A 25,482-nucleotide genomic window follows, 5' to 3' on the forward strand; every position below is an offset into this window, starting at 1 on the left:
AGGGGACGAAAGGGGGAAATTTCCAAATCTTCTGTTGCGGTCTCATTTGTAAACAATAGACTGCGCCATCCAATGAAACTGATCTCCATGCCCGGACCGTTGTTCCCGCTGGCAGTTGGTATCGGTCTGCTGTGGTGGTTCCCGGTCCTGGCACAGCAGCCGGGAGCGCTGGATTCCACCTACCGGCCGCCGGAGGATTTGAATGTGGGCGCAAGCGCCCTTCAGGAGGATGGACGCATGGTGGTCGCGTCGCCGGGATACCGATCAGGGGCGCCACGGCGCCTGTTGTCCGACGGTTCCGTGGATTCTTCATTTGAGGCCGACCCAGAGGTGACGGTGGAGCGGATGACGATCCTTGGGGACGGCCGGATCGTGCTGCAGGCATGGACCGGGATCGTGACGCTGGCTCCTTCCGGGGTTCCCGACCCGACCCACTCCACCTTTGGGCGATCGGGAAGGTACACGGCGCTTGCGGCGTCTTCCGATGGCGGCGCGTACGGATTTGGTCTGCTGAGCCGGCAGGGATTGGGCACCCCGGTCAATATCAACAGACTCCGCCCGTCTGGCGCCCCGGAGCCGCGTTTCAATTGGCGAGCCCATTTGGAGTTTCCCGCGTCGGATGAGGGCGTCTGGGTCAGTCCGGGTCTTCTTTCCGTGCTGGACGATGGGCGCATTGTCGTGGGTGGAGGATTGATTGGTGCAAACGGGCAGACACGGATCGGGTTCGCCCGCTTCGACGCATTGGGATACCTTGATCCCGAATTCGACCCCGGGACGGCGCTCGGCCTGCCGCTGCTGACCAATCAGCCGGGACCGTCGGTCCGCTGCCTTTCCCTTCAGGACGACGGGCGGCTGGTCACGGCATTTTCGATGCACCTGATTGATGCCGGACCGATTCATCAATTTGCGCGGCTGCTGCTTGGCGGTGGCATTGACGAATCATTTACGCCCGCGGTGGAACTGATGGATTCTGTCGATGCGCTGGGCCTGCTTCCGGACGGCAGCATGATCGTTTCCGGGCGCTTCCGGGCGGTGGACGGGCAATCCAATCCCGGACTGGCCCGGCTGGGTTCCACAGGCCGTCTGGATCCCGCCTTCATTCCCCAGCTTCCAGGTGCCAATCCACGCCTGGAGGCCGTTCAGCCAGATGGCCGTTTGCTGGTGACGGTGGATCGGGAGTCCGGCGGGGACGTCCAGCGCCGCCTCATCCGGTTGGAGGGCTACACGGGTCCGGCGGTGAAGCCTTTGATCCGGATCGGCCCGAAGCCAATAACGCTCGCCGAGGGGGAAGAGCATGCGTTCCCGACCCTGGTGACCGGGTGGCCAGCACCCGCGCTTCAATGGGACCACGACGGGGTGGACCTTCCCGGGGAAACAAATCGAATCCTGACCTTGCCCCGGCTCACCCCCGCGCAGGCCGGCACCTACCGACTGAAGGCGCGCAATGAAGCAGGAGCGGTGGAGGCGGAGGCCCGCCTGTCCCTTGGGGTTCGCTCACCGACCGCCGGCCGGATTCTCCCGGGATCGGGATTGCCCCAGGCCGGTCACGGGATTCCCCTGGCGCTGCTTCCCATGCCGGATGGCAGCGTGTGGGTCGGTGGACACTGGCTTCCCCGCCCGGGTGCCGCCGGGGATATCGGGACCACCCTGCTGCTGCGTTTGAAGCCCGATGGCAGCCCGGATGCCGCATTCCCGAGTCCTTCGTCGGACTGGATCGTCCATCGGCTCCTGCCGGATCCCTCCGGACGAATCTACGTCGCCGGCGATTTCCAGGACTGGAATGGTTATCCCAGCGCCGGGCTGGTCCGTCTCTGGCCGAATGGCACGGTGGACGACTCGTTTCGGGTGGTTATGGACCCGCCGGTGGTCCGCAATCTGGCCCGGGACGGCGACGGGACGCTTTTGGTGTGCGGCAATTTCCGGACCGTCCACGGGATTCCCCGGCCCGGCCTGGTCCGGCTTCGCCCCGACGGAACCGTGGTGGAAGGCTTCCGCGCCGAACTGACCGGGAGCGCGTCCGTGTACCAGGTGTCCCCTTCGGACGACGGATCCATGCTGGTGAGCGGGATCGGGATTCAGCCGTCGCCCGGCGAAGAGCGTCCGGGACCGGGGCTCGTCCGGCTGGATGGAAATGGCCACCTGCTCCGCGTATTCGCGGGAGCCGACAATCCCGTCGCCGCGTTCCTCCCCGGCCCCAAACCGATCATCGTCGGATTTATTGGGCAGGTATACCGCCTCTTAGAAGACGGCACGCTGGATACCGACTTCCGGTCTCCCCGGCTGGGTTCCCACCTCTCCCACCTCTCCATTTCGCCGCCGCTTCCCGCCGGCGACGACCAATTCTACCTGTTTGGTGCGGGGGCCGTTGTTCAAGGCGAGATCGCTCCCGGCGCCTCGCGGTTTTCCAAGGGGGGTGATCTGGACCGAACCTTCGCCCTGGATGTCCCCGCGACGGCCGGCACGGTGGCGAACCACTCCGTGACGGCGGCAGCAATGCTTGCCGACGGCAATCTTCTGGTGGCCCTGGTTGACTCGGCGGCCAACCGGTTCCGGATTGCCCGGATCGAAACCAGGGCCGACCGCCTGCAGGCACTGGCGGCCGGGCCAGCTGGTGTTCGACTGGGAGTCGGCATTCCGGAGGGCGAACGCCGCATTCTGGAGTTCGCACCGGGAGTTCTCGACGGGTCGGCAACGCCGCTTGGGAACCTCGTGGGCAATGGATTTGTGTCCACCCTGGATCTCCCACCTCCCGAGAGCTCGACAGGATTCTACCGGCTTCGGCCGTCGGAATAGTGGGCCGCTAATGACCTGTCCCCCGGGGAGAACCCGCCTGTGGCCACCATTGACCTGTCCCTATGTCCGCGCGTGTGCCGGTTGACGTCGGTGGGGCAACACCTGAGGGTCCTCACGAGCCGTACGTTCAACTGCAAGCCGGGCCCGTGGAGACTCCACACGCTGACGGCTCCGGGGGGGGCAATCGGGTCAGATCTGTAACATTGACACATTGCGATGTACATGCAGTCTCGGCCCATGGCTCGGCCGTTGCGGGTGAATCTTGCCGAATCGTGGAGTCACGCGGTGAGCCGGGGCAACGACGGGGAGGTGTTGTTCCGTGATGACACGGACCTCAGACGCCTTCTTGGGCTGCCGGTCTGAAACCCAGGGCCAAGTGGCTGTGCCGGGTCCGGTTGCAGGTCGGCTGTGGGGGGCGAAGTGTCCAGGAGCAGTGGCGTTCCCTGCGGGCGTACACCGAGGCGCCAATTCGACAGGGTCATCTGGACAGTCCCTGGGATCGGTTGGTTGGCGGCCTGGTGTTGGGTGAAGCGTTGGCGGCGCAGCGGATTTTGAGAAGATTGCGATCCAACCGGACGGAACAGACTCCGGCTCGGCAGCTGGCACGGCCGTCCCGACTGGCCTGGAAGGATCTGGTGTCGGCGACGGAAGATCTGTTGGGATGCCACTGGTTGGAGATCACGACCCGGCACGGAGACTGGGGCCGGAATGCCCGGATGGCGGTGGCGACCCGTCATCTGGGGCATGAAGCAATGGGGTCAGATCTGTAACATTGACACATTGCGGTGTATATGCAGTCTCAGCGCATGGCTCGGCCATTGCGGGTGAATCTTGCCGGATCCTGGAGTCACGTGGTGAGCCGGGGCAACGGCGGGGAGGTGCTGTTCCGTGACGACACGGACCGCAGACGCTTTCTGGGGCTGGTATCGGAACTTCCCGAGCGCTTCTCGCTGGAGGTGCATGCCTTCGTGCTGATGAACAACCACTACCACCTGCTGCTCCGGTGCCGGGAAGCAAATCTGAGCGAGGCGATCCGCTGGCTGCAGGTCAGCTATGCGGGACGATTCAACTGGGCCCATCGGCGGCGGGGCCATGTGTTTCAGGGGCGGTTCAAGTCGGTGCTCCTGCTGGAGGAAAGGGCCTTGGACGAGGTGGGGCGTTACGTCCACCTGAATCCGGTGCGCATCACCGGACTTGGGCTTTCCAAACGGGACCAGCACCGGGCTCGGGTGATCGGGTGTCCGGATCCGGGCCGGGAGCTGGTGTCCCGGCGCGTGACGGTGCTGCGGGAGTACGCCTGGAGTTCCTGGAGGATGTACGCCGGTCTGGAACCCGGCGCCAAGTGGCTGTGCCGGGACCGGTTGCAGGGCGGCTGTGGAGGGCGCAGTCTGCAGGAGCAGCGGCGTTCCCTGCGGGCGTACACCGAGGCGCCAATTCGACAGGGTGATCTGGACAGTCCCTGGGATCGGTTGGTTGGCGGCCTGGTGTTGGGTGAAGCGTTGGCGGCGCAGCGGATTTTGAGGGGATTGCGATCCAACCGGACGGAACAGACCCCGGTTCGGCAGCTGGCACGGTCGTCCCGGCCGGCCTGGAAGGATCTGGTGTCGGCGACGGAAGATCTGTTGGGACGCCGCTGGTTGGAGATCACGACCCGGCACGGAGACTGGGGCCGGAATGGCCTGATGGCGGTGGCGACGCGTCATCTGGGGTGGCGACTGGTGGAGGTGGTCCGGGAAATCCCGGGCCTGGGCTACGGCGCGGCGGCCCAGGGGATCCGACGATTCTGGATGCAGCTCCCGCAGAACCCCGAGAAGGCGGAGTTTCGCAAAGGCTTGCTGGCGAGAATGTCAACTGTAAAGATCTGACCCCATTGTCCCCCCCCCGCGTGGGGATGGTCCGCATGATCCTGTGCGATGCCGTTGCAGCTGTAAGTTCTCCCCACCCGCGTGGGGATGGTCCGCCAGGCGCTTGGAGCCGCGTTCAGAAACCCCTGTTCTCCCCACCCGCGTGGGGATGGTCCGACGGCTGAAATGGGATCCATTGCCGGATGCTGGTTCTCCCCACCCGCGTGGGGATGGTCCGCCGGAGCGCCTCGCGCTTCGACGCTGCCATTTGTTCTCCCCACCCGCGTGGGGAACGGAATTTACATTTCCCTGACAAATCGGGTGCCTTAGCCGGGGAGGATCGGATACGAACTCGGCGGATCTTGTGGAACCCTCCCGTCCCCCTTCGCTCAACGGACAACTGGCGTTGATCCTCCTGCCGGTCCTTGGACTGGCGATCGCTGGCGTTGTGGCGTTGACCCGCGACCGGGTCGCGGTGGAGGCGGAGGCCCGACGGACCGCCGAAACGGTTGCCCAGGATCTCGCGGTGCGCCTCAGCCGGACGCTGCCGTCCGAACTCTCCATGATTGAGCTGGCGGGTAACCTGTGGTTGGGGGACGGGGTCATCGGACGACGTCTCCTGCCTTGGCCGGGAAGCGAGGATCCAGTTCCGGCCGGGAAACTCCCGGGCCGCCGGGTCGTTGAGGATGTCCTCGCGCGCTACCCGCTGCCGGCCTGGGAGTTTCTCCCAATGACCATCCGATTCGATGCGGATGGACGGCTCGCCGACCCGCCGCCCACGCTGGAGGTTCCCCAGCCACCGCGATGGGTCTCGCAGATCCCGGCGGATACCGGGCAGATCTTCGGCGGCGGCTCCGAACGGATGCCGGACCTCGAAATACTGGCATCCCGGCTCGATGACCCGGACTTCTCAGCACTGATTCGCTGCGAGCGGGAGCTGTCCCGCGCGCGAACGGCATCAGCATCGGAGAGGATCCAGCGCCTGCTTGCAGTGGGAGTCAGGGCGGTTCAGGAGGCGGTGGTTACTGCCACCGGAACCCCGCTGGCCGTCAGCGTGTTCGTCGAGGCGCGCGGCGTGGATCCGGAGGCGTCACTGGATGCCGACTGGTTCTCCCTGGTCCAGGGGCTGGTGCTGACCCAGCCGTCGTTTTTCTCCCCGTGGGTGCTCGATCAGGCCCTGCAGATGACGACCAATGTCCCCTTGGCCGTCGGGCGCCGCGCAGTGTCGGAGCTGGCCGCCCGCTGGCGGAGTGACCAAAGGTTGCGAGTTTTGGCAGCACGCCTGTCTGATCGCGTCCCGTTGATGCTGGCACCGACCACGAATTTTTGGATCCAGCAGGGATCCGAGGCATGGCTGGTCGTCGTGCATCCTTCGGAGTCGGTCCTCATGACCTCATCCAACGCCGTCCGGAGTTCCATCACCAACACGGTTACTGCCGCCCGTGCGCTTCCGGAGCGAATTCTGGGTCCGGCGCTCGAACGGGCGGTGACCGTGGTTTCGATCGTGGACGGGAGGGATCGGCGAATTGCCCCATCGCTACCGGCCGGCTTGACGCTCTCCATTGACATCGAGGGCAGGCCCATCTCGGGCATTCCGGCGCGTTGGGCGGGTGTGTGGAGCAATTCGGTTCCGGTGCTGGCCATCGCCTCGGGAGAGTTTCTCCAGGAGGCGATATCCGACCAGGGGCCTTCCGACAACTGGCCCACCCGACCGCGCTTCACGGTGCGGGTGCTGTTGTCGGATGCCGCGGCGCTCTTCGCTTCCCAGCGCCGCCAGTTATGGATCTTCGGAGGCATGATTCTGTCCACCGCTGGCGTCGCTGGAATTGGGGTCTGGCAGGCCCACCGGGCCTTCCGGCGCCAGTGCGCGCTGGCGGAACAGAAATCCAATTTTGTTTCCAGCGTGTCCCATGAGCTGCGCGCCCCACTGGCCAGCATGCAGCTCCTGGCCGAGAGACTGGCCGGCGGACGGGTGCACGACGATGCCAAGCGGCGCGAATATGCCGGCTTCCTGCTGCAGGAGACGCGGCGTCTGGGCGGACTGGTGGAGAGCATTCTGAACGTCGCCCGCATGGAGCAGGGGCGTCAGCGCTATGAATTCCAGCCGATGGATGTGGTCCGGTGGCTCCGGGAAACGACGCGCCTGATGGAACCCCTCGCCGGGGAACGCGGCGTCGCCATTGTGTGCGCATCGCCCAAAGCCGGCGCAGGCACCGAAGTCTGGACCGCCACATGGGACGCCCGGGCCATCCAGCAGGCGCTGCTCAACCTGCTCGACAATGCGCTGAAGCACTCACCGCCCGGCAGCACGGTGCGCGTGGAACTGGAGCGGATTGGTCCGTCCCCTGTCCGGTTTCACCTCCGGGTCAGCGACGAGGGCCCGGGAGTCCCGGCCGAGGAACACGGGCGGATCTTTGAGCGCTTCCATCGCCGCGGTTCCGAATTGCGCCGCGAGACACAGGGGATCGGGCTTGGACTCAGCATTGTGCGCCACATCGTCGAGGGGCACGGCGGACGCGTGTGGGTGGAGAGCGAGGTCGGGAAGGGGGCGGCCTTCCATTTGGAGATCGCGGAGCACCCACCAGGGAAGGAGCCATGGCCAGGGTCCTGATCATTGAGGACGAGCGGGCAATGCGGACGGTGCTGGCGGATTTGCTGGCATCGGAAGGGCATCGGGTGATCACCGCCGCGGACGGCGAACGGGGCCTGGCCCGGGCGCTGGAGGAGGATCCCGATCTCATCCTGCTCGACGTGATGATGCCGCGGCTCGACGGCTTTGCGCTGGCGTCCGAGCTGCGCCGGCTGGGCCGGGGTGCGCCGATCCTGATGCTCACCGCCAAGGGGCAGGTGGAGGACCGGGTGCGCGGTCTCGACTCCGGCGCCGACGACTATCTGGTGAAGCCGTTCAGCGGCGACGAACTGCTGGCCCGCACACGGGCCCTGTTGCGGCGACGGAGCGGCCCGCGCGGCGGAACGCAGGACCCATTGCGTCTGGGGGAGGCCACGGTGGATTTTGTGCGCATGCAGGCCCGCGGTCCCCGCGGACCGGTACATCTCACGGCCAAGGAGTTCGCCCTGCTGCGACTGCTCGCCGAGGCGGCCGGTGAACCCGTCACTCGTGAACGATTTTTGGATGTGGTCTGGGGCGTGGCCGCGTTCCCGACCACCCGTACTGTGGACACCCATGTGGCGAGCGTGCGCTCCAAGCTGGAGCCCGACCCCGAGCATCCCCGCTTCCTCAAGACGGTTCATGGCGTGGGCTACCGTCTGGAGTGCTGAATTCCACCCGACCTGATTTCACAATTCCCTGACAACCTCCGATCCGCGCCGGCCAAGCTTTACCGCAACACTGAATGCCATGAAGACCTGGATCCTCCTGTTGACTGTGTTGCTCACCGCACCGTGTGCCGCTGCGGCTGACCCATTGGCCGAGGCGCTTCAGCGCGGATTGCTTGCCGAGGACGCGCGCAAGGACCTTGCCGGAGCGGCGACCGCCTACCGCGAGGCGATCGAGTTGGGCGACCGCCAGCGGACGATGGTCGCCACCGCGCTGTTTCGCCTTGCCGAGGCGGAACGCGCCCTCGGACGGACCAATGAGGCGGTCACCTGGTATCTCCGGCTGATGCGGGAGTATCCCGAGGCCACCAATCTCACGGCGCTCGCTGCCCGACGCCTGCCGGAGAGAGGTGATGGAGCGGATCGCCGGACAGCAACGCTCCACGCCGATCTGGTCCTGATGAAGGATCTCCTCCGTGGATACCGGGAGGAACGACAGCGGTTCATTGCCCTGACGAATGATCCCCTCGCGCTGGCCCTTGCGCTGAAGGCGTCCCATTCAACGCCTGGGTTGGAAGGGTTGATCGGCCGGATCAACGAGGCCGAAGTGGAGCTGGAGGCGCTGAAGATTCGCTATAAGTCGAACCACCCGACCAGGCAGGCCGCCGACGCGAAAATCGCCGAACTGCGGCGGCAGATTGCGGCCGAGAACACGGGAATTCTCAGCCGGCTCCAGGCGAGGGAAGTGGAGTTTGAAACGCTGATTGCCCGGCAGGAGGATGCGTTGGCCCGCACCACCAGCGCCACCGGATCCCCAACTCCAGGCGGTTCGTCCCTCGTCGGCGCTGAGACGCTGCTCATGGACGAGATCGCGCTCGCCGAACAGCAACTGGAGATCGTGAAGCGGCGGCACGATGTGGGACGCGCCGACACCGAGGAAGTGCTCAAGGCGTCGCGCGAAGTGCTCTCCTTGAAGCGCCAGTTGGCGGCGATGCAAGTGCGTCCGAAGGACATCGTGGACCCGGTCGTTCCATCCTCCGGCGAACTGCCCGATGAGGAGGCCCGGGAGATCGAGCGCCTGAAGCGGCTCCTGGCCAACAGTCCGGACCTGCTCAACGCACCCCAGGGATCCGAGAACGAAACCCCGCTCCAGACCGCGGCGCGCCTCGATCAGGCGCGGGTCGTGGAATACCTGCTCCAGGCCGGGGCGGGCATCAATGCGCTCGGCGGCAAAGGCGTTACCGCGCTGTATGCAGCCGCGGAGGCCGGTCACAAACGAATGGTGGAACTCCTGCTGCGGGCGGGGGCCGATGTAAACGCCGGGGCCAACGGCAGGACGCCACTGCTAATCGCAGTGCCTTATGAACGAACCCAGGTCATTGAAACGCTCCTGGATGCCGGAGCCTCACCGAACATTCAGATCGGTCCCGTGGCGATGGTCCTAATGGGAGAAGCCTATGAGCGTGTATCCCCTTTTGGGTTGGCATTGCTCCGGAGGAACCTGTCGCTGGTGGAGACCATGGCACGACACGGGGCCGATTTGAACGCGCCCTGTTCCAAGGAGCAGCTCCCGTTGGGCATCGCATTGTCCCAGGGAGACTGGGACATTGCAGCTCTGCTTCTGAAACTTGGGGCAAACCCCGATGCCGATGGCGCCGGTATCTCGCCTCTGCGGTTGGCAATGGGGCAGTCGGCTTCGCCTCCACCTCGGGAACTACTGGATCAACTGCTTGCCCACGGTGCGCGGTTGGATCAGACGAGTACCCGTGGTGAAACGTTGCTGCACCTGGCCGTCCGATCTGGTTCAAGCCATGCCGTGGAGTGGCTTCTTCACCACCGTGCCTCGCCCAGCGCGCCAGATGCTGACGGTGTCACCCCGCTGATGATCGCGGTCTGGCGCCGTATTGAGGCGAACGACGAGTCGCGGCGAGTCAGGTCAGACCGCATCCTCAGCGATTTGATTGCCGCAGGGGCGGACGTGAGGTCCGCCACTCGCTTTTCCGATGATCCCCGTCCCGGTGAGGAGGTGCGGGGACCAAATACGCCTCCGAACGGACCGCCCTTGTCGTGGGTTGCCGTTTCCACGCAGACCAACCTGTTTCAGCAGTTGCTGTCCGCCGGCGCGGATCCGAACACCAGGAACAGCCGGGGCATGCCTCTCCTGTATCTCATGGCGGCATGGCTTCGCCCTGGAATGGACCCAGGATTGCGCGTTGGCGCGTTGGCCAATGCCCGGGCCTTGCTCCGGGCGGGGGCCGCGCCCGATGTGGGATTCGATGGCAGGACCCCACTTCAAATCGCCGTTCAATCCTGCCCGGAGTTGGTCAAGCTGCTGCTGGAGTTCAAGGCGGATCCGAACCGCCGGGACAACCAAGGACGAAGCCCGTTGGAACTGGTTTCCGATGCGCGCTGGGATGGCCAGGCAGGGTTGGATCGGGAGCAGCAGGAGGAAGTCCTCCGCGCGTTGCGTGCAGCAGGAGCGCGCGACGATGCGCCGGATTTCCAGACCATCCGCCTGGTGCGACCGTCGTCCCGGTTTACCCAGATTTTGTTTCGGCGCAACGGGACCAACGATGCCAATCGCTTCACGCTGCTGGAGGCCTTGGCGGTCCATTACGGGGTCCTGGCCGCGCCCGCGTTCCGGCCCGAACCGTCGCCGTCGGCGCGGGCACCTGTCGCCAATCGGGCGTTTCCCTCTCCCGGTTCGCTGGAGCCGGTTCCGCTCGGTAGTGCGCCCCGTTTCGGGGCGGGGTCGCTTCGGTCCCTTCCGTTTCCCGATTGGAAGCGGGTGTTGATCCGCCGACCGGATTCCGACGGCGCTCAGTGGACGGAGATTCCGGTGGATGTTGAGAAGATCTTCGCTCCGGATGGATGCGACAAAGACGTCGTTCTCCACTGGGGGGATGTGATCGAGGTGCCTGAGCGGGACCATGCCATCCGGGAACAATGGCCGCACCTCCCCGTCGAGGCCGTCAATGCGTGGAAGCAATGTCTGGCGCGCGAAGTGACGGTGCATGTCCAGGGGAAGGAGACCCCGGTAACCTTGGAGCGCTTTGTGGAGCCATTGGATGCCAGACCAACGGCCGATACTCGCTTTACACTCACCGGGGCCCTTTCCGTGTCCGGGTTACTTCGGGCCTCTTCCGACGCGTCGCGCGTCGTCTTGCGCCGCAAGGAACCGGCGACCGGTGCGGTCGTTGAGCGCATCTTCGACTGCCGGGAACGCCAGGGAGAAGGTGCCAGCGTCTGGCTGCAGAAGGGCGACGAGATCCTCGTCCCCGAGTTGTAGACGAACGCGAACTGGGACGTGGGCAATGGGGTCACCCATGCTGGAGGCGAGGGCCTTGGACGAGGTGGGGCGCTACGTCCAGCTGAATCCGGTGCGCATCACCGGACTTGGGCTTTCCAAACGGGATCAGCAGCGGGCTCGGGTGATCGGGTGTCCGGATCCGGGCCGGGAGCTGGTGTCCCGGCGCGTGACGGTGCTGCGGGAGTACGCCTGGAGTTCCTGGAGGATGGACGCCGGTCTGGAACCCGGCGCCAAGTGGCTGTGCCGGGACCGGTTGCAGGGCGGCTGTGGAGGGCGCAGTCTGCAGGAGCAGCGGCGTTCCCTGCGGGCGTACACCGAGGCGCCAATTCGACAGGGTGATCTGGACAGTCCCTGGGATCGGTTGGTTGGCGGCCTGGTGTTGGGTGAAGCGTTGGCGGCGCAGCGGATTTTGAGGGGATTGCGATCCAACCGGACGGAACAGACCCCGGTTCGGCAGCTGGCACGGTCGTCCCGGCCGGCCTGGAAGGATCTGGTGTCGGCGACGGAAGATCTGTTGGGACGCCGCTGGTTGGAGATCACGACCCGGCACGGAGACTGGGGCCGGAATGGCCTGATGGCGGTGGCGACGCGTCATCTGGGGTGGCGACTGGTGGAGGTGGTCCGGGAAATCCCGGGCCTGGGCTACGGCGCGGCGGCCCAGGGGATCCGACGATTCTGGATGCAGCTCCCGCAGAACCCCGAGAAGGCGGAGTTTCGCAAAGGCTTGCTGGCGAGAATGTCAACTGTAAAGATCTGACCCCATTGTCCCCCCCCCCTCCTCGACGCCCGCTTCGGCGTGCTGCTCGACGGGCCGTCAGCGTTGCTGGAAGAAATCACCGCTGCCCTGCGGAACCCAAAATGGGGCGTCTGGCTCGGCCGCAAATGTTGCCTCGCCGCCGGTCCGCTGGTCGTCGCGCCGCCCGGCAACCGTGCCACCGTGTGGCGGGAGTTGCTTCGCCGCTCCGGCTTCTTCGGGGACGAACCAGAGGAGCAGTCCGACCGCATCATCGAGGTCTCCGCCGACACCTCCGGAGCCGACATGATTGATGACAACCCCCTGGGGTTCGGCCGGCCGATCGGAGAACGCCATGCGCCGCGTTGGGTTCTTCGCGTGTCCGCGTCCAGGGTTGAAGCCGATTCAACTTCAACTTAAACATCACTCCATGAAGACCGTGACCATGCTCGAATTCCGCCAGGACGCCGAGGGCGTGTTGCGCCGCCTCGCCAGAGGGGAGCGCTTCGTCCTCTCCCATCGCGGCAAACCGGCGGCGCGCCTGGAACCGCTGATCGCCGCCGCGGCGTCCGATCCGGCGGGTGACCCCTTCCTCGGGATCGCCCGCCGCGCGAAGCCCAGTCCCAAGGGCAAGACCCGGCACGCCGACATTGACCAGATCCTCTATGGCCGCCGCTGACGTCTTCATGGACAGCGCGGGATTCCTCGCCCTGTGGGACGCGGGTGACGAGCACCACGCGGCCGCCGTCCGGCTCCAGGACGATCTCGTTCGCAAACGCCGTCGATTTTTGACCTCGGAGTACGTCGTGGACGAGACCGTCACCCTGCTGCTCGTCCGCCACAGCCACGACGCGGCAGCGGACTTTCTCGACACCATCGAACGTAGCGAGGTGCTGCGGTTGGAGTGGATCGGACCCGAGCGGTTTCACACGGCGTCCGCCCTCTTTCGCAAACACGCGGACAAGGAATGGTCGTTCACCGATTGCGTCAGCTTCGCCGTCATGCACGAGCTGCGGGTCCGCGACGCCTTCACCACGGACCACCACTTCAAACAGGCCGGATTTGTCCCGGTGCTGAAGACTTGATCGTTTCGGATTTCGGAATTCGACATTCGAAATTCATCTCATGCCGCTCTTCGAACGCCCGCCCCTCGAAACCCTCGCCTCCGCCAAGGACCGCTGGACGCCGCTCTTCCTGGAGCGCGGCCGCCTGGAGGTGGATGATTCCAGTGTCAAACCCCAACGGCTTCGTCGGCACCGTCAACCGTCGGACCCGCGACAAGGTCTTGGACTACGTGAAGCGCAACGCTGAGGCATGAGCTTGCTGATCCTGACCTCGGAACCCAACGGCCAGAGCTTCAGAATTGAACCTTGGGGCGAACCGGATCGCCGGGATGTGGAGACAGTGGCCTGAGGCAGGGTCCACCCTGGCCCGTTCATTCGGCGAAGACGCGGTAGAATCGGGCGGTGGTTTCACCGGCACGGTCCACGATCAGCAGCGCCCGGCCGGAAGCATCCAGAACGATCGTCTGCAGGGTCACCCAGGGCCCCGGCAGTGCCGTCGCAGATTCCAGGAGGACGTTCTCGGCGGGGGCGCCCTGGATCAGGATCTGGAGGGTGACGCCGCCGGGTGGGAGGGCGGTGGTCATGGATGGCGGAACGCTGGCGGTGGCCAGTTCGCGCTCTTCACCCTGCAGTCCCACCTCCATCAGGCGATACCGGGCGCCGCCAACGGCACCGGGCGCGGTGTCGGTGAACTCATAGAACCGGGGCTCGTCGCCCGCACCCAGAGCCTCAATGTAGGCCATCGTGAGGCGATCCCAGCCACCCGACGGAATGGCCCGGTCCAGGTGGAATCCCAGCACGGCCGTCTCCTTCAGGGTTTCCCAGGTCAACCGGACCACGCCGGCCGCCCACGCCTCTGCGCTGAAGTCCGCCAACAGGGTTCCCGGTGGAGGCGGGGAGACGACCGTCAGCGTAACGTCGTTGCCGTCACCGCCGCTGTAGCTGATCCGGAGATGCCGGCTGCGAAAGGGGATCGTGGTCCCCTCGGGCAACCCGGCGAACGTCCCCAGGACGGGGTCGCCCTCATCGTTGTCCAGGATCAGAAAGGTGTCGCCGTCCTGGGATGGAGTGGGAGAGAGCGGCAGATCCTCCGGGAGATGGAGAGTGGCTCCCGCCAGTTTCACGGTACCGGCGACCCGAATCCCATCGGCCAACATCTCGCTCAACGAACGGCCGTAAAGCCACACGGACAACGTGGATCCGGCCTCAAATTCCACGTGGTTCAACACCAGGAACCCCGGATACCGAGGCCTCCTGCCGGGCGCCACCGTGGCTCCGGGCAAAACCCTGAGGTCGCCCCGCACCGTCCCCTCTCCTCGGAGCGTCTGTCCCGGGGACAGGTCGAACCGTCCGTCGGCAAGGCCGCTGACGTCCAGGATCGCCTCGCGCGTCAGCAGGTCCAGCAGGGGGGAACTCCTGAGGTTGTTATGGGACGCATGGACCAGCGCGAGGGTGCCGCCCTCCACCAGGGTCTCCCCCTGGTAGGTGTTTTCCTCGGAGAGCGTAAACGTCCGGCTTCCCACATAGTGCAGGGCTGCCGTGCCTGTGAGGGGCGCCGTCTGGACGACGGGTCCTGCCGCCCCGACCGAAAGCAGCGTGGAAACGGAACTGCCCTGGAGGGTCCACGTGCCGGCATTGTGGAGGTGCACCACGGATCCGGAGGCCACCGATACGACGTCGCTGCCACCGCCGCCGTCCAGGCGAAGTTTGGGGAGGGCGCCCGTGAAACGTCCGATGTCCACCGCATCGGGTCCGCTGCCGAGCCCGAGATGAATTGCCGTGATGCTCGCGAGCGGAAGGGGGCCGGAACTTCCCTCGCGATAAAAGGTGTCGAGACCCAGCTGGAACCGCCTTCCTGGTGCCGAGAATTCAATGAAGCCCGGTGCCGGTTCGGAAACGGTGAATGGCCCTCCGTTAGGCGTGACGTTGCCCCCAAGGATGTCCAGACTTGACTCACCCATGGCCACCCGGAAGTCGGCGCTGCCGCGAGGATGGACGCCCAGTTCTTCAAGGATGGACGAGGAGCTTGCGTCAGCGCTCGTGGAAATGATGCAGGCCCGGGCTCGAATCCAGAAGGACTGGGGCAGGCTCAGGCCACCCAGCTCCCAGCCGCCCCTGATTCGAGTTCCCGCACCCAGCCGGGTCCATGTCTGCCGCTGGTCGGTGGACATTTCGAATCCGACATAGGCCACCTCGGGCAGGCTGCCGTCACGCATCCAGACCAATCGCGTCGAATCGGCGGCCTCAAGACGACGGGTCCCCGGGCGGTTCAAGAGCTCAACAATTCCAGCCCGGGGGGCTCCGTTGAACTCGGTGAAATTGCCGGTGATGAGCAGGTTGCCGTGCGGCTGTGGCACCACGCTCCACACCGCGCCCACACTGGAGGCCGGGGTGAAGTCCGGATCCCGCGTGCCATCGGCGAGAAGCCGGAATACGGCATCCGGGTGGGCGCCCGTGATGGGGGGGGCCGGAGTCGTGGTGACGACCACCCGACCGTCGGCTTGCACAACCAGACCGCTCGTCCTGGCCTGGCGGCTCATCCAGGGGAGGAACCCGGTGTCGAGCGAGCCATCCGGCAGAAAGCGGACGATCCGGTAGTCGCTCGCCGTAGGATCCAGGGCGCCGCGGGAGGCTCCGGCCGCCAGCACGTTCCCATCAGCCTGCAAGGCCACGGCGCTCACTTCCAGATCCAGCGCGTCTGCGGGCATAAACCCGGCGTCCAGGGAGCCGTCCGGATGGAGTCGTGCCATGCGGTTGCGGGAGACCCCGTTGAAGGAGTCGAAAATTCCCCCGATGACGATCCGCCCGTCGTCCTGAAGGGTCATGCAAAGCACGCTCCCATTCGCACCGGCGCCCGGCGCAAAGCTGCCGTCCAGGGAACCATCGGGATGCAATCGCGCGATCCCGGCAGTTGCCCCCACCGCGGTGGCGACCGGGCTTCCGGCAATCAGGATGCGGCCGTCCGGCTGAAGGACGAGGCTGGAAATGGATCCGACGCCATGGATGTCAGGGGCGGTGCGAAATTGGGGATCGAATGATCCGTCGGGGCCGATCCGCGCGAGGCCCGACGCCGTGTGCGGTTGTCCGTCCACTTCAAATTGGTATTCCCCTGCCGAGATCAGGATCCGGCCATCGGGTTGCACCGCGGTGACCCGTCCCCCGAAATCCCGGTAACCCGGCACGAGCGGGCCGGTGGCAAATGCCGGATCCCGACGTCCACCCAGTCCGCTTGGGGAAAGGCGTGCGATCCGATGAGGATCCTCCTCGCCGGTGGGCGCAATGCCGCCGAGTACAATTGCGTGGTTGGCCTGGACCGCCGCGCTTTGGACGGTTTCGAACTCCTGCACGTCCGAATGAAAGTCCGTGTTCAACTCACCGTCCGACGTTTTCAGGGTGAGCGTGACGTCATTGCCGTCGCCTCCGTGGTAACTCAGCGTCCAGGGTGTTTGGTTGACGCCGCGGAGGTAAATTCTTGAGCCTTCAGGCAGGTCACGAAAGGTGCCTTCGACCGGGTGGCTGCCCCGATTGTCCAGGAGAACCACGGGGGCATCCTTCTGGTCCACATCCCACGAAGCGGCGAGATCCAGGATGGCGTTTTCGAGGCGGATCCGGCCGGCAACACGAACCTGGTGGTACTGGGTTCCGGCCTGAAACCCCTCGATGTTTACCGTCAGGGTCGCGCCGCCCTGGAGCAGCAAATTCTCGACGTCCAGGATCCCGGGGACGGATCCCGGTGCCAGGCTTCCTCCGTCCTGAATTTCCAGGGTGCCAAGGACCGTGCCGTACCCCCGGAATATCGCAGGCCGGCCCAGTTGAAGACCGCCATCCGCCAATCCGCGTGCATCAAGCGTGGCCCCGTTTTGAAGGCTGAATACCGGCGAGTCCCGGAACGTGGTGCGCAAGGAAGGATTGACCAAGGCAAGTGTTCCAGATTCGACGCGCGTTTCACCGGTGTAGCGATTGTCGTGCGACAGGATCAGAGTTCCCCCACCCAGTTTATGAAGGGCCCCACTCCCGGAAATCAGGGCCGCCTGAGTCACCGGGCCATCCGAGTTGATGACCAGCAGGGAGGAAACCGAACTGCCGTTGAGAATGAAGCCGTCGGGATCCTGAAGAGTGACTTTGGAACCCCCGAGCAGGGCGATGGTGTCCGCCCCGCCGCCACTTTGAAGGATCACTTCCGGAAAGTCGGTGGCAGTGGACTCAATTCGGATATCGTCGCTTTTGTCGCCGAATCGGGTCGTGATGAGAACCACCCCGGACAGGGAGAGATCCCCCGAACCGGAGGGGCGCACGGGCCCTCCACTAATTCGGAACGTCCGCCCGGGTGCACTGAACCGAAGGCGACCCGGAAGGGACTGCGACAGGGTGAACTCACCCCCGATGCCGGTGTTGTCCGTGACAAGAATCGTGCCGTCGGTGATGCGGACGTCAAAGTCCGGTGCAGCACCTGGCAGGGAGTAGTCCACCGTTTGCTCCAGCACGCTTGATGTCCGCCCCTGGGGATCTGCGATGATCGCCCGGGATCGAAGTTTTCCGGTCTGAGGAAGCTTCAATCCGTCCAGCGCCCACCCACCAGGGACGCGGGATCCCGCACCCAGTGAGGTCCAGGTGATTGCCTCGTCGGTGGACAGTTCAAACCAGACCCGGGACGTCTCCGGTGTGGTCCCGCCCCGGAGCCAGTCCACCCGGGTGGGATTGGGGACGCTCAGATTCAGCGCCGCCGGTCCATTCAGCAGCCGGGCAATCCCGCCCGTGGGCGGCGGCGAGGTGGCCGTGAACGGTTTGCCGGCGAAGGCCGTGGCAAGGATTTTCCCGTCGGCCTGCATCGTGGCTCGGAAGGTGAAGTCGGGATCGAAGGCTGAGACAAACCCTGGGTCGCGGCTGCCATCGGGATGGATGCGATAGGTCACCCCGCCGCCCTGGGGCGGATCTCCATCCTTGAAGGTCGCTGCTCCCAGCAGGATCCGACCATCCGCCTGAATTCCCAGGAGGGCGATCTCGTCGGCGGGGTCCAAATCCGGCGGCGACGCGGGCGCAAACCCGGCGTCCGGCGCGCCGTCTGGAAGCAGGCGCACCAGCTTGTTGTGGATCCCGCTGGATGGGTCCTGACGGGCCGGGTGGTCCCAGAACGATCCAACGACGAGCATTCTGCCGTCGGCCTGGATGGCGATGGAGTGGACGTCGTTGGCGAACAGGGTGCCCTTCGCATCAAAGGCTGGATCCAACGTTCCGTCCGGGTTCAGTCGGGCAATGCCGATGCGCGGACTTCCAGCGAACTGGTTGAAATATCCCCCGACCAGAATTCTGCCGTCGTCCTGCACGGACAGGCACTTGATTGCCGCGATTTCGTCGCCCGACACCGAGGACGGCCCAGAAAAGCCAGGGCCGGCTCCCGGGCTGAAGTCTGTGTCGGTGGATCCGTCGGGATTGAGGCGTGCAATCCCGTTGCGCGCCACGCCGTCCACGGTGTGGAAACAGCCCCCAATCAACAATTTTCCGCCGGGCAGAACGACGACGGCGTCAACGGAAGCGTCGGATGCCCAAGCGACGTCTGGCGTCCCGAGGCGCAGGCGGAACGTCGGGTCCGGCGTCCCGTCGGGACGGAGCCGCGCCAGGCCGTGGACGGCGCGACCGGATTGGAGGCTGGTGGCGGAGACGATGATCCGTCCGTCTGGAAGCACGGCAGTGATCTTCCCGCCCAGCGTCCGGTATTCGGGGACGATGGCCCCAAGGGTGAATCCGTCGTCGAGGGATCCGTCGGAATCCAGCCGCGCGACGCGGTACTGCATGGTGTCGCTGGTCCCGGCGGCGTGGGTCACCACGATCCGGCCGTCGGGTTGCAACGCCGCGCTCGAAATAGCCGGGAAGCCGTGGTCGCCCGGGGTGAACGAAGGATCCAGCGCGCCCCCGGTGACAAGCGGGAGCGGTGGGGCCTGCCGGAAGGTGACCGTGACATCGTTCCCATCGCCGCCTCGATAGCTCACGATGGCCTCCAGCGGAATCCACGTGGGGAAGGCGTCTGCGGTGGGCACCACGGCCCCTTCGGGCAGGCCCGCGAACGTGCCGCTGACAGGGTCGTGGCCATCGTTCCGGACGATTGTAAATTCGTAGGGAGGTGATTGGAGGTACACCGAACTGAAGAAATCCCAATCGGTGGAAATTTTGAGCATGGCCTCGCCCAGGATGACGGTGCCGCGCACATCGAGTCCGACGCTTTGCCGGCCGTGGGCCAGGCTGACGAAATTGATGGAAAACGTGGAACCGGGGTGGATCGAGACCGCGCCGGTCTGCAGGACCTGGGAAACACCGGAGCTTCCTTCCACCGGTGTCCCCGGGTTTCCTCCAACGGCCAGGGTGGTGTCGGACCGGATCTCCAGCCTTCCAAGAAGGGCACCATTCCCGGTCAGCGTCTGCCCAGGTGCCAGTTCAAGTCGCCCGTTCGCAAGCCCCCTGACGTTCAACGTGGCCACCGTTTCGACTTCGATTGTCCCGGAGACCGCCAGATTATTGGGAGATGCGTGGACCAGGGCCAACGTTCCGTCCGAGACGGTGGTGGTGCCAAGGTAGCTGTTCGGCAGCGACAGCGTGAGGGTTCCCCGGCCGAGCTTTCGCAATCCGCCCAGGCCGTCCAACGGTGCCGTCTGGATCACCGGGCCGTCCGAGTTGACCGTCAGCAGCTTCGAGACGGAGCTGCCATTGAGGGTGAAGCCGTCGGCATCCTCGATGGTGACGAACCCTCCAGACCGCAGGGTTGCGGCGTCGGAACCGCCACCGCCTTGCAGGAGCAAATCGGGAAGCGGATGGGTGAACTCCCCGACCTCGATGACGTCATCGCCGTCGCCCGCACGGACGAGGATCCGGGTCACCGTCCCGAGGGGCAACGACCCGGAGTCCGCACTCAGGAGGGGGCCACCATTGACCCGGAAGGTGCGTGGCCCGGCATGGAATTGGATGTGACCGGGCGTGGGTTCTGACAGCAAGAGGGCGCCCCCGCCCCCCGTGTTGTCCGTGACGAGCATCAGACCATCCCTCACTTCGACGCTGAAATCCGGCGTCGAATCGGGCAGGGAGAACGAGACCGTCTGCTCCAGCAGGGAGGAGACTCTGGAGAGGCTTCTTGCGAAGGTTCGGGCCCGAAGCAGGCCGGCCGCCGGGAGGTTCAATCCGGAAAGCTCCCACGCGCCCTGGTTCCAGCTGCCAATCCCCAGGTGCGTCCATGTGGCACCGGCATCGGTGGACATTTCAAACCAGACTTGAGCGCTCTCCGGGATGGTGCCCCGGCGGAACCAGGCAACGCGCGTTGAACTTGGGACGGAGAGGTGTTGCGAGGCCTCGCCGTTCAGCAGCTTTGCGATCCCCGGGCGGGGCGTACCGTTGATTCTTGTGAATCCGGAGCCGCCCGAAATGAGGAGCCGGCCATCCGCGTCCAGCACGGCGTCAATCCCAAGGCCGTCACCCAGTGGGTTCGATACGGTGGGGCTGTTGAACGAGGGATCCGGGGTGCCATCCGGTGCGATCCGGAATAACCGCTGTCCCCGGCCTCCGTCGTCAATTCCCAAGGGGTACCACTCCACCGCGTTCAGAATCCTTCCGTCCGCCTGCACCAGAAAGCTCCCTGCAACCGACTCGTAGTTTGGCAGGCCCGCGAATGATTCATCGCGGGATCCGTCCGGATGGATGCGAACGAGCATCTGGCCCTCTTCGGCCAGCCAAACCACGGCAAGGATTCTTCCGTCCGCCTGAACGGCAACATCGTCGGCGCCCCAGATCCGGTCCTGGGTGTTCCCCCCAAGAGCTCCCGGGACAAAGGTGGCGTCCACACCGCCGTCGGGATGAAGGCGGGTCAGCCCGGTGCGGGGCACGCCGTTGAATTCGGAAAAATAGCCGGCGACGAGAATCCTTCCGTCGGCCTGCACCGCCAGATCGTTGACCACGCCCACCCCCTCGGACGTTTGCGGACCGGATCCCGGGTCAAAATCGAAATCCACGGCGCCATCGGCATGGAACCGTGCAATGCCGTTGCGCGGGACCGGCGGTCCGGACGCACTGCCGGTCACGGACAGGAAAATGCCGCCAATGAGGATCTTCCCGTCCGGTTGGGGAAGGACGACGTCCAGCGGACCCGAGAGCTCGATCTTGAACGCTGGATCGAACGTGCCTTCGGGCAGCAGCCGGTGAATCCGGTTGGCACGGTCCTCGGCAATCAGAATTTTGCCATCCGCCTGCATTGCGACGACGGAGAAGCTCGAGGTGGGCAGGCAATCCGCCGGGCCGAATCCGGGATCGCGCGATCCATCGGGATGGATCCTGATGGCGCAGACGTCCGGTCGGGGCGCACCCTCCGGTCCGTGGGCCGCAACCACGATCCTTCCATCCGGCTGAATCACCGCGCTCCTGGGATGGGACTCGGGGAGATCGTCCAGGGCCGGGCGGAACGAAAAATCCAGGTCACCGTCCGCGGCGCGGGCGCCGAGGAGGAGGAGGAGGGGCACCGCGGCAAGGCAGCGGTTCAGCCACGCGGGTGGGCACCGGAGCCGGGTGAGGGGAGGCGAAGGGAACTCGGGGATCATCAAGTCGGGAGCGTTGCCTGCATTGAGGCTGCGACCGGCAACGGTTTGGACGCAACCTGGGATGCGGGGCGCCGGAGGACTCCGGGTGCCGGGAAATTCGGACGGGCGGTTCTGGAGTTGGAATCTCATCGAGTTCGCAGCGTCTGCGACGGTCGGTCTTCGGGCCCGATGGCGCTCACCGAAAATTGTCTGATTCCACTGTAAAATTGCGCTGCGTTTCCAGTTTCGCGGTGCCCGGTGCGCGCAATCGGCAATGGCTCACCCGAACGGGGGATGCACGTGAGAACGGGAGTGGCTATCAGGACCTGCATCTCACCAGTCCCGTCCGAAACCCCTGCCATGCCATGACCTCACACCTCTCCTTCCCACGGAATCGGTCCGCCCTTCGACTCAGCCCTTGGGTCACCGGGTGCCTCTGCGGAGGGGTGGTGTTCTGCGGGGCCCGGTTGGCGGCGCAATCGGATCGCGTGGTCCTCACGCCGGCTCCCGGGTATTCGATCACCTGGGACGGCAACAACGGCGGCTTCAGGGATCCGGAGCCGGGAGCCGGGCCGGCGGCCAATGATGCGCTGGCGTCGTCGGGCACCGTGGCCTTTGCCAGTTCGTCGTTCCTGCCGGGTGGCATTCACGATGCGATCAACGTGAATGACGGCTACTACGGGAACAGTTCGAGCTGGATTGCAGACTTTACCGTGCCGGATCCCGAGCCGTTTGTCGGGCTGAGCTTTGGGCGGACCGTGCCGGTGGGCAGCATCGCCTGGTCCCGGGACAACGGGGATGACGCCGAGCGAACGCCGCCCGGGCCGTTCACGGACCGCGCGGTCGGGGTATACACCCTGCAGTGGACCCGGGTATCGTTCCCGGACGCATTCACGCCGGAGACCGGGGATGCCGACACCGGTTGGGTGACTCTGGGGACCGTGGAGTATCTGCCGGGGGCGGACAGCGTGCTCTTCGCGGCGCATCTGCGGCATCGGTTTGATGTGGCATTCGAGGGTGCGGCGATCCCGGCCACCGGGTTGCGTTTGCGGGTTTCGGACGTCGGGATCTGCGTGGATGAGATCGAGGTCAATCCGCCTGCGGATCCTGTGCCTCCGATCAGCAGCCTGATTGCCGTACAGGCGGCGCCGGGCTTCGGATTCTCCTGGGATGGCAATGACGGGGCTTTTCAGGACCCGGGCTCGCCGGCATTGGCGCCGGACAATCGCGGACTGGCCAGTCGGGGTACGGTGGCGTTTGGGAGCAGCGAATTCGGTGCGGGAGTCCATCTCGTCAGCCACATCAATGATGGCCGGTACGGCAACTCCCGGAGCTGGATTGCCTCGCCAGGGGATCCGACGCCGTTCATCGGGCTGGATTTTGGGGAACTCATCGAGGTGCGGAACATCGCCTGGAGCCGTGACAACGGGGATGACGCCGGCGACTGTTGCGGCGGGGAACTTCGGGACCGGGCGCTGGGCACCTACACCGTCCAGATCACCCGCGTGGCCGCCCCGGGCGTCGCCACCCCCGAGACCGGAGATGCCGCCACGGGCTGGGTCACGGTGGGCACCGCGGAGTACAAGGCGGAGGGTCTCGCGTTCCGTCCGCACCTGCGCCACAGCTTTGACGTGGGCGAGGGCGGCCAACCGGTGGCCGCGACCGGTCTGCGGATCCGGGTGTCCGATCCGGGCATGGCCTTGGACGAACTCGAGGTGAACGTCAACCCGGCACTGCAAGCCCTGGCGGACGGGCTGATCGTGCTGGAAAGCGAACCGGGATACACGCTGACCTGGGATGGCAATGACGGGGAGTTCTTCAGTCCAAACCCCGGGGCCGGACCGCCCGACAACGTCGCGCTGGCGGCCCGCGGCGCGACGGCCTTCGGCAGCGGCCAGTTGTTTCCGCCTGGATCCATCCACGCGATGCCCAATGTGATTGACGGCCTGTACGGCAACAGCGCCAGCTGGATTCCGGGTCCGGAGGAGGTGGATCCCGCGGTGGACCCGGGTTCGGAACCGTTCATTGGCGTGCGATTTGCCGGGCCGGTGGCCATGGCCAGCCTCGCCTGGGGCCGCGACAACGGGAACAATCCGGGGGACTGCTGCGGCGGGCAGCTCACCGATCGCTGGGAGGGCACCTACACGGTGCAGGTGACGACGGTGGCGGACGCCGGGGTCGCGACCCTGGAGACGGGGGATCCCGCCACCGGTTGGGCCACGGTGGGAGCGGTCACCTACACCGGGGCCGCCGCCCCAAACTTCAATCCCTGGCTCCGCCACCGGTTTGACCTGGCGCGGGGCGGGGAACCCATCATGGCGACCGCGGTGCGTTTGCGGGTTTCCAATCCGGGCGTCTGCATTGATGAAATCGAGGTCAATCCCGTCACGGGCGTCCGGCCTGCAATCGAGATCGCCGCCGCGCCGGGATACTCGGTGGACTGGAACGGCAACCAGGGACGATTTTCAACGGACGCCTCGCCGGCGTTCGCGCCGGACAATGCGGCCCTTGCGAGTCGCGGCAGTGTCGCCTTTGGCAGCAGCGAGTTTGGCGCCGACGTCCACCTCATCGCGCACATCAACGACGGGCGTTATGGCAATTCCCGAAGCTGGATCGCCCGGTTCACGGATCCCGTGGATCCCGACCCCTTCATCGGGGTGCGGTTTCCAGGCCTTCTGGATCTTCGCTCGATTGCCTGGAGCCGGGACAACGGCGACGCCACCGACTGTTGCGGGGGTGAGCTGATGGATCGCGCGGTGGGCACCTACACCCTGCAGGTGACGACCGTTGCCCTACCCGGCCTCAACACTCCCGAAGCCGGCACTCCCGACCAGGGCTGGGTGACCCTTGGCACCGTCACATACACCGGACAGGAGGACTCGCGATTCCGACCGCACCTGCGTCATCGGTTCGAGGTCCGCGCCAACGGCCAGCCGATTCCGGCGACGGGGTTGCGGGTGAAGGTGTCGGATCCCGGCATGGCCTTGGATGAGCTGGAGGTGAACGTCGGGCTGGCGGACGAAGGGGAGGCCTTGAGCCTGATGGGAGCCAACGGGGTGCGCATCACCTGGGATGGCAACGACGGCGACTTTTACGACCCGGGGGATGGGGCGGCGGCGCCGGATCATCTCGGGCTCGCCAGTCGGGGCGTGACCGCCTTTGGGAGTTCCGAATTCGGGGCGGGAGTTCACCTGATCGAGCACATCAATGACGGGTTGTACGGCAACAGCCGGAGCTGGATTGCCGACTTCCTGCAGCCGGATCCGGAGCCGTACATCGGGCTGTCCTTTGGCGGACCGTTGACCTTCGGCAGCATCGCCTGGGGCCGCGACAACGGGAACGACCCCGGCGATTGCTGCGGCGGCCAGCTCACCGACCGCTGGGGCGGGCAGTACACGTTGCAGATCACCTCGGTCGCGGGCGTCGGATGGGACACCCCGGATACCGGCGATCCGGCCACCGGGTGGCAGACCATCGCCGTGGTGGACTACAAGCAGGCGGCCCCGCCGGAGTTCCGCCCGTGGCTGCGGCACCGGTTCGATTTCAGCCGGGATGGACAGCCCCTGACGGCCACCGGCCTGCGCGTGAAGGTGTCGGACGTTGGGACGTGCATGGATGAACTAGAGGTGTACGCCCCGGCCGCCGCCCCCCCGGTCCTGGAGATCCGCGACGGGGCGACCGGCCTGCTCCTCATCTGGACCGGCGGCGGTACCCTGCGGTCCGCGCCAACCGCGTCCGGTCCTTGGACCACCGAACCCGGCGCCACCAGTCCGCATCCGGTCGTTCCGGATGGGCCGGAACGGTATTTCCAGGTGCTGGAATAATTCGGTTGAACCCGCTCTGGCGGGGTTCGAGCCTGCCAGGGCATGGGGAGACTCGGGAGCGAGGAGGTTGTCGGATCGCCGGGGGG

Annotated in this window: 12 protein-coding genes and 1 CRISPR repeat array; of the genes, 11 read left to right on the forward strand and 1 reads right to left on the reverse strand. The window is 65.8% G+C overall.

The window, feature by feature from the left end:
• Positions 1–72 precede the first annotated feature (72 nt).
• The 10 genes from KF791_01045 to KF791_01090 all read left to right on the forward strand — a co-directional run bounded on the left by KF791_01045 (position 73) and on the right by KF791_01090 (position 13,267).
• Complete coding sequence (locus KF791_01045; GenBank protein ID MBX3731159.1) at positions 73–2,793, forward strand: hypothetical protein; 2,721 nt, start codon at positions 73–75, stop codon at positions 2,791–2,793.
• 806 nt (positions 2,794–3,599) lie between these two features.
• Entirely contained in the window at positions 3,600–4,658 is a 1,059-nt protein-coding gene (locus KF791_01050; GenBank protein ID MBX3731160.1) for a transposase, read from the forward strand.
• Positions 4,659–4,663: 5 nt separating this feature from the next.
• Positions 4,664–4,936: direct repeats of the CRISPR family, unit length 29 nt; unit sequence GTTCTCCCCACCCGCGTGGGGATGGTCCG.
• A gap of 65 nt (positions 4,937–5,001) precedes the next feature.
• Positions 5,002–7,248: a hypothetical protein gene (locus tag KF791_01055; protein ID MBX3731161.1), complete on the forward strand. Its 2,247-nt coding sequence runs from the start codon at positions 5,002–5,004 to the stop codon at positions 7,246–7,248.
• Positions 7,233–7,916 (forward strand): response regulator transcription factor, encoded by a 684-nt coding sequence (locus KF791_01060; protein MBX3731162.1) that lies wholly within the window; start codon positions 7,233–7,235, stop codon positions 7,914–7,916. Before KF791_01055 ends, KF791_01060 begins: the two co-directional genes overlap by 16 nt.
• Before the next feature lie 79 nt (positions 7,917–7,995).
• Positions 7,996–11,202 carry an ankyrin repeat domain-containing protein gene (locus KF791_01065; protein MBX3731163.1) on the forward strand — a complete coding sequence of 1,069 codons (3,207 nt, stop codon included), beginning with the start codon at positions 7,996–7,998 and terminating at the stop codon, positions 11,200–11,202.
• A 25-nt stretch (positions 11,203–11,227) separates the two neighbouring features.
• Entirely contained in the window at positions 11,228–11,980 is a 753-nt protein-coding gene (locus KF791_01070; protein MBX3731164.1) for a hypothetical protein, read from the forward strand.
• A 39-nt stretch (positions 11,981–12,019) separates the two neighbouring features.
• Positions 12,020–12,376: a hypothetical protein gene (locus KF791_01075; protein ID MBX3731165.1), complete on the forward strand. Its 357-nt coding sequence runs from the start codon at positions 12,020–12,022 to the stop codon at positions 12,374–12,376.
• A gap of 10 nt (positions 12,377–12,386) precedes the next feature.
• The gene (locus tag KF791_01080) at positions 12,387–12,635 is read left to right on the forward strand and encodes a hypothetical protein (protein ID MBX3731166.1); all 249 of its coding nucleotides are present in this window, start codon (positions 12,387–12,389) and stop codon (positions 12,633–12,635) included.
• On the forward strand, positions 12,622–13,041 hold the full coding sequence (locus KF791_01085; GenBank protein MBX3731167.1) for a type II toxin-antitoxin system VapC family toxin: 420 nt from the start codon (positions 12,622–12,624) through the stop codon (positions 13,039–13,041). The genes KF791_01080 and KF791_01085 overlap by 14 nt, the downstream gene beginning before the upstream one ends.
• A 40-nt stretch (positions 13,042–13,081) precedes the next feature.
• The gene (locus KF791_01090; GenBank protein MBX3731168.1) at positions 13,082–13,267 is read left to right on the forward strand and encodes a hypothetical protein; all 186 of its coding nucleotides are present in this window, start codon (positions 13,082–13,084) and stop codon (positions 13,265–13,267) included.
• A gap of 124 nt (positions 13,268–13,391) precedes the next feature.
• On the opposite strand, the gene KF791_01095 is transcribed toward KF791_01090, so the two are convergent.
• On the reverse strand, positions 13,392–21,515 hold the full coding sequence (locus KF791_01095) for an autotransporter-associated beta strand repeat-containing protein (GenBank protein MBX3731169.1): 8,124 nt from the start codon (positions 21,513–21,515) through the stop codon (positions 13,392–13,394).
• Positions 21,516–21,937: 422 nt separating this feature from the next.
• On the opposite strand from KF791_01095, the gene KF791_01100 reads away from it, so the two are divergent.
• The gene (locus KF791_01100; protein MBX3731170.1) at positions 21,938–25,396 is read left to right on the forward strand and encodes a hypothetical protein; all 3,459 of its coding nucleotides are present in this window, start codon (positions 21,938–21,940) and stop codon (positions 25,394–25,396) included.
• Positions 25,397–25,482: the final 86 nt, after the last annotated feature.

The sequence above is a fragment of the Verrucomicrobiia bacterium genome, assembly GCA_019634635.1.
GTDB lineage: Bacteria > Verrucomicrobiota > Verrucomicrobiia > Limisphaerales > UBA9464 > UBA9464.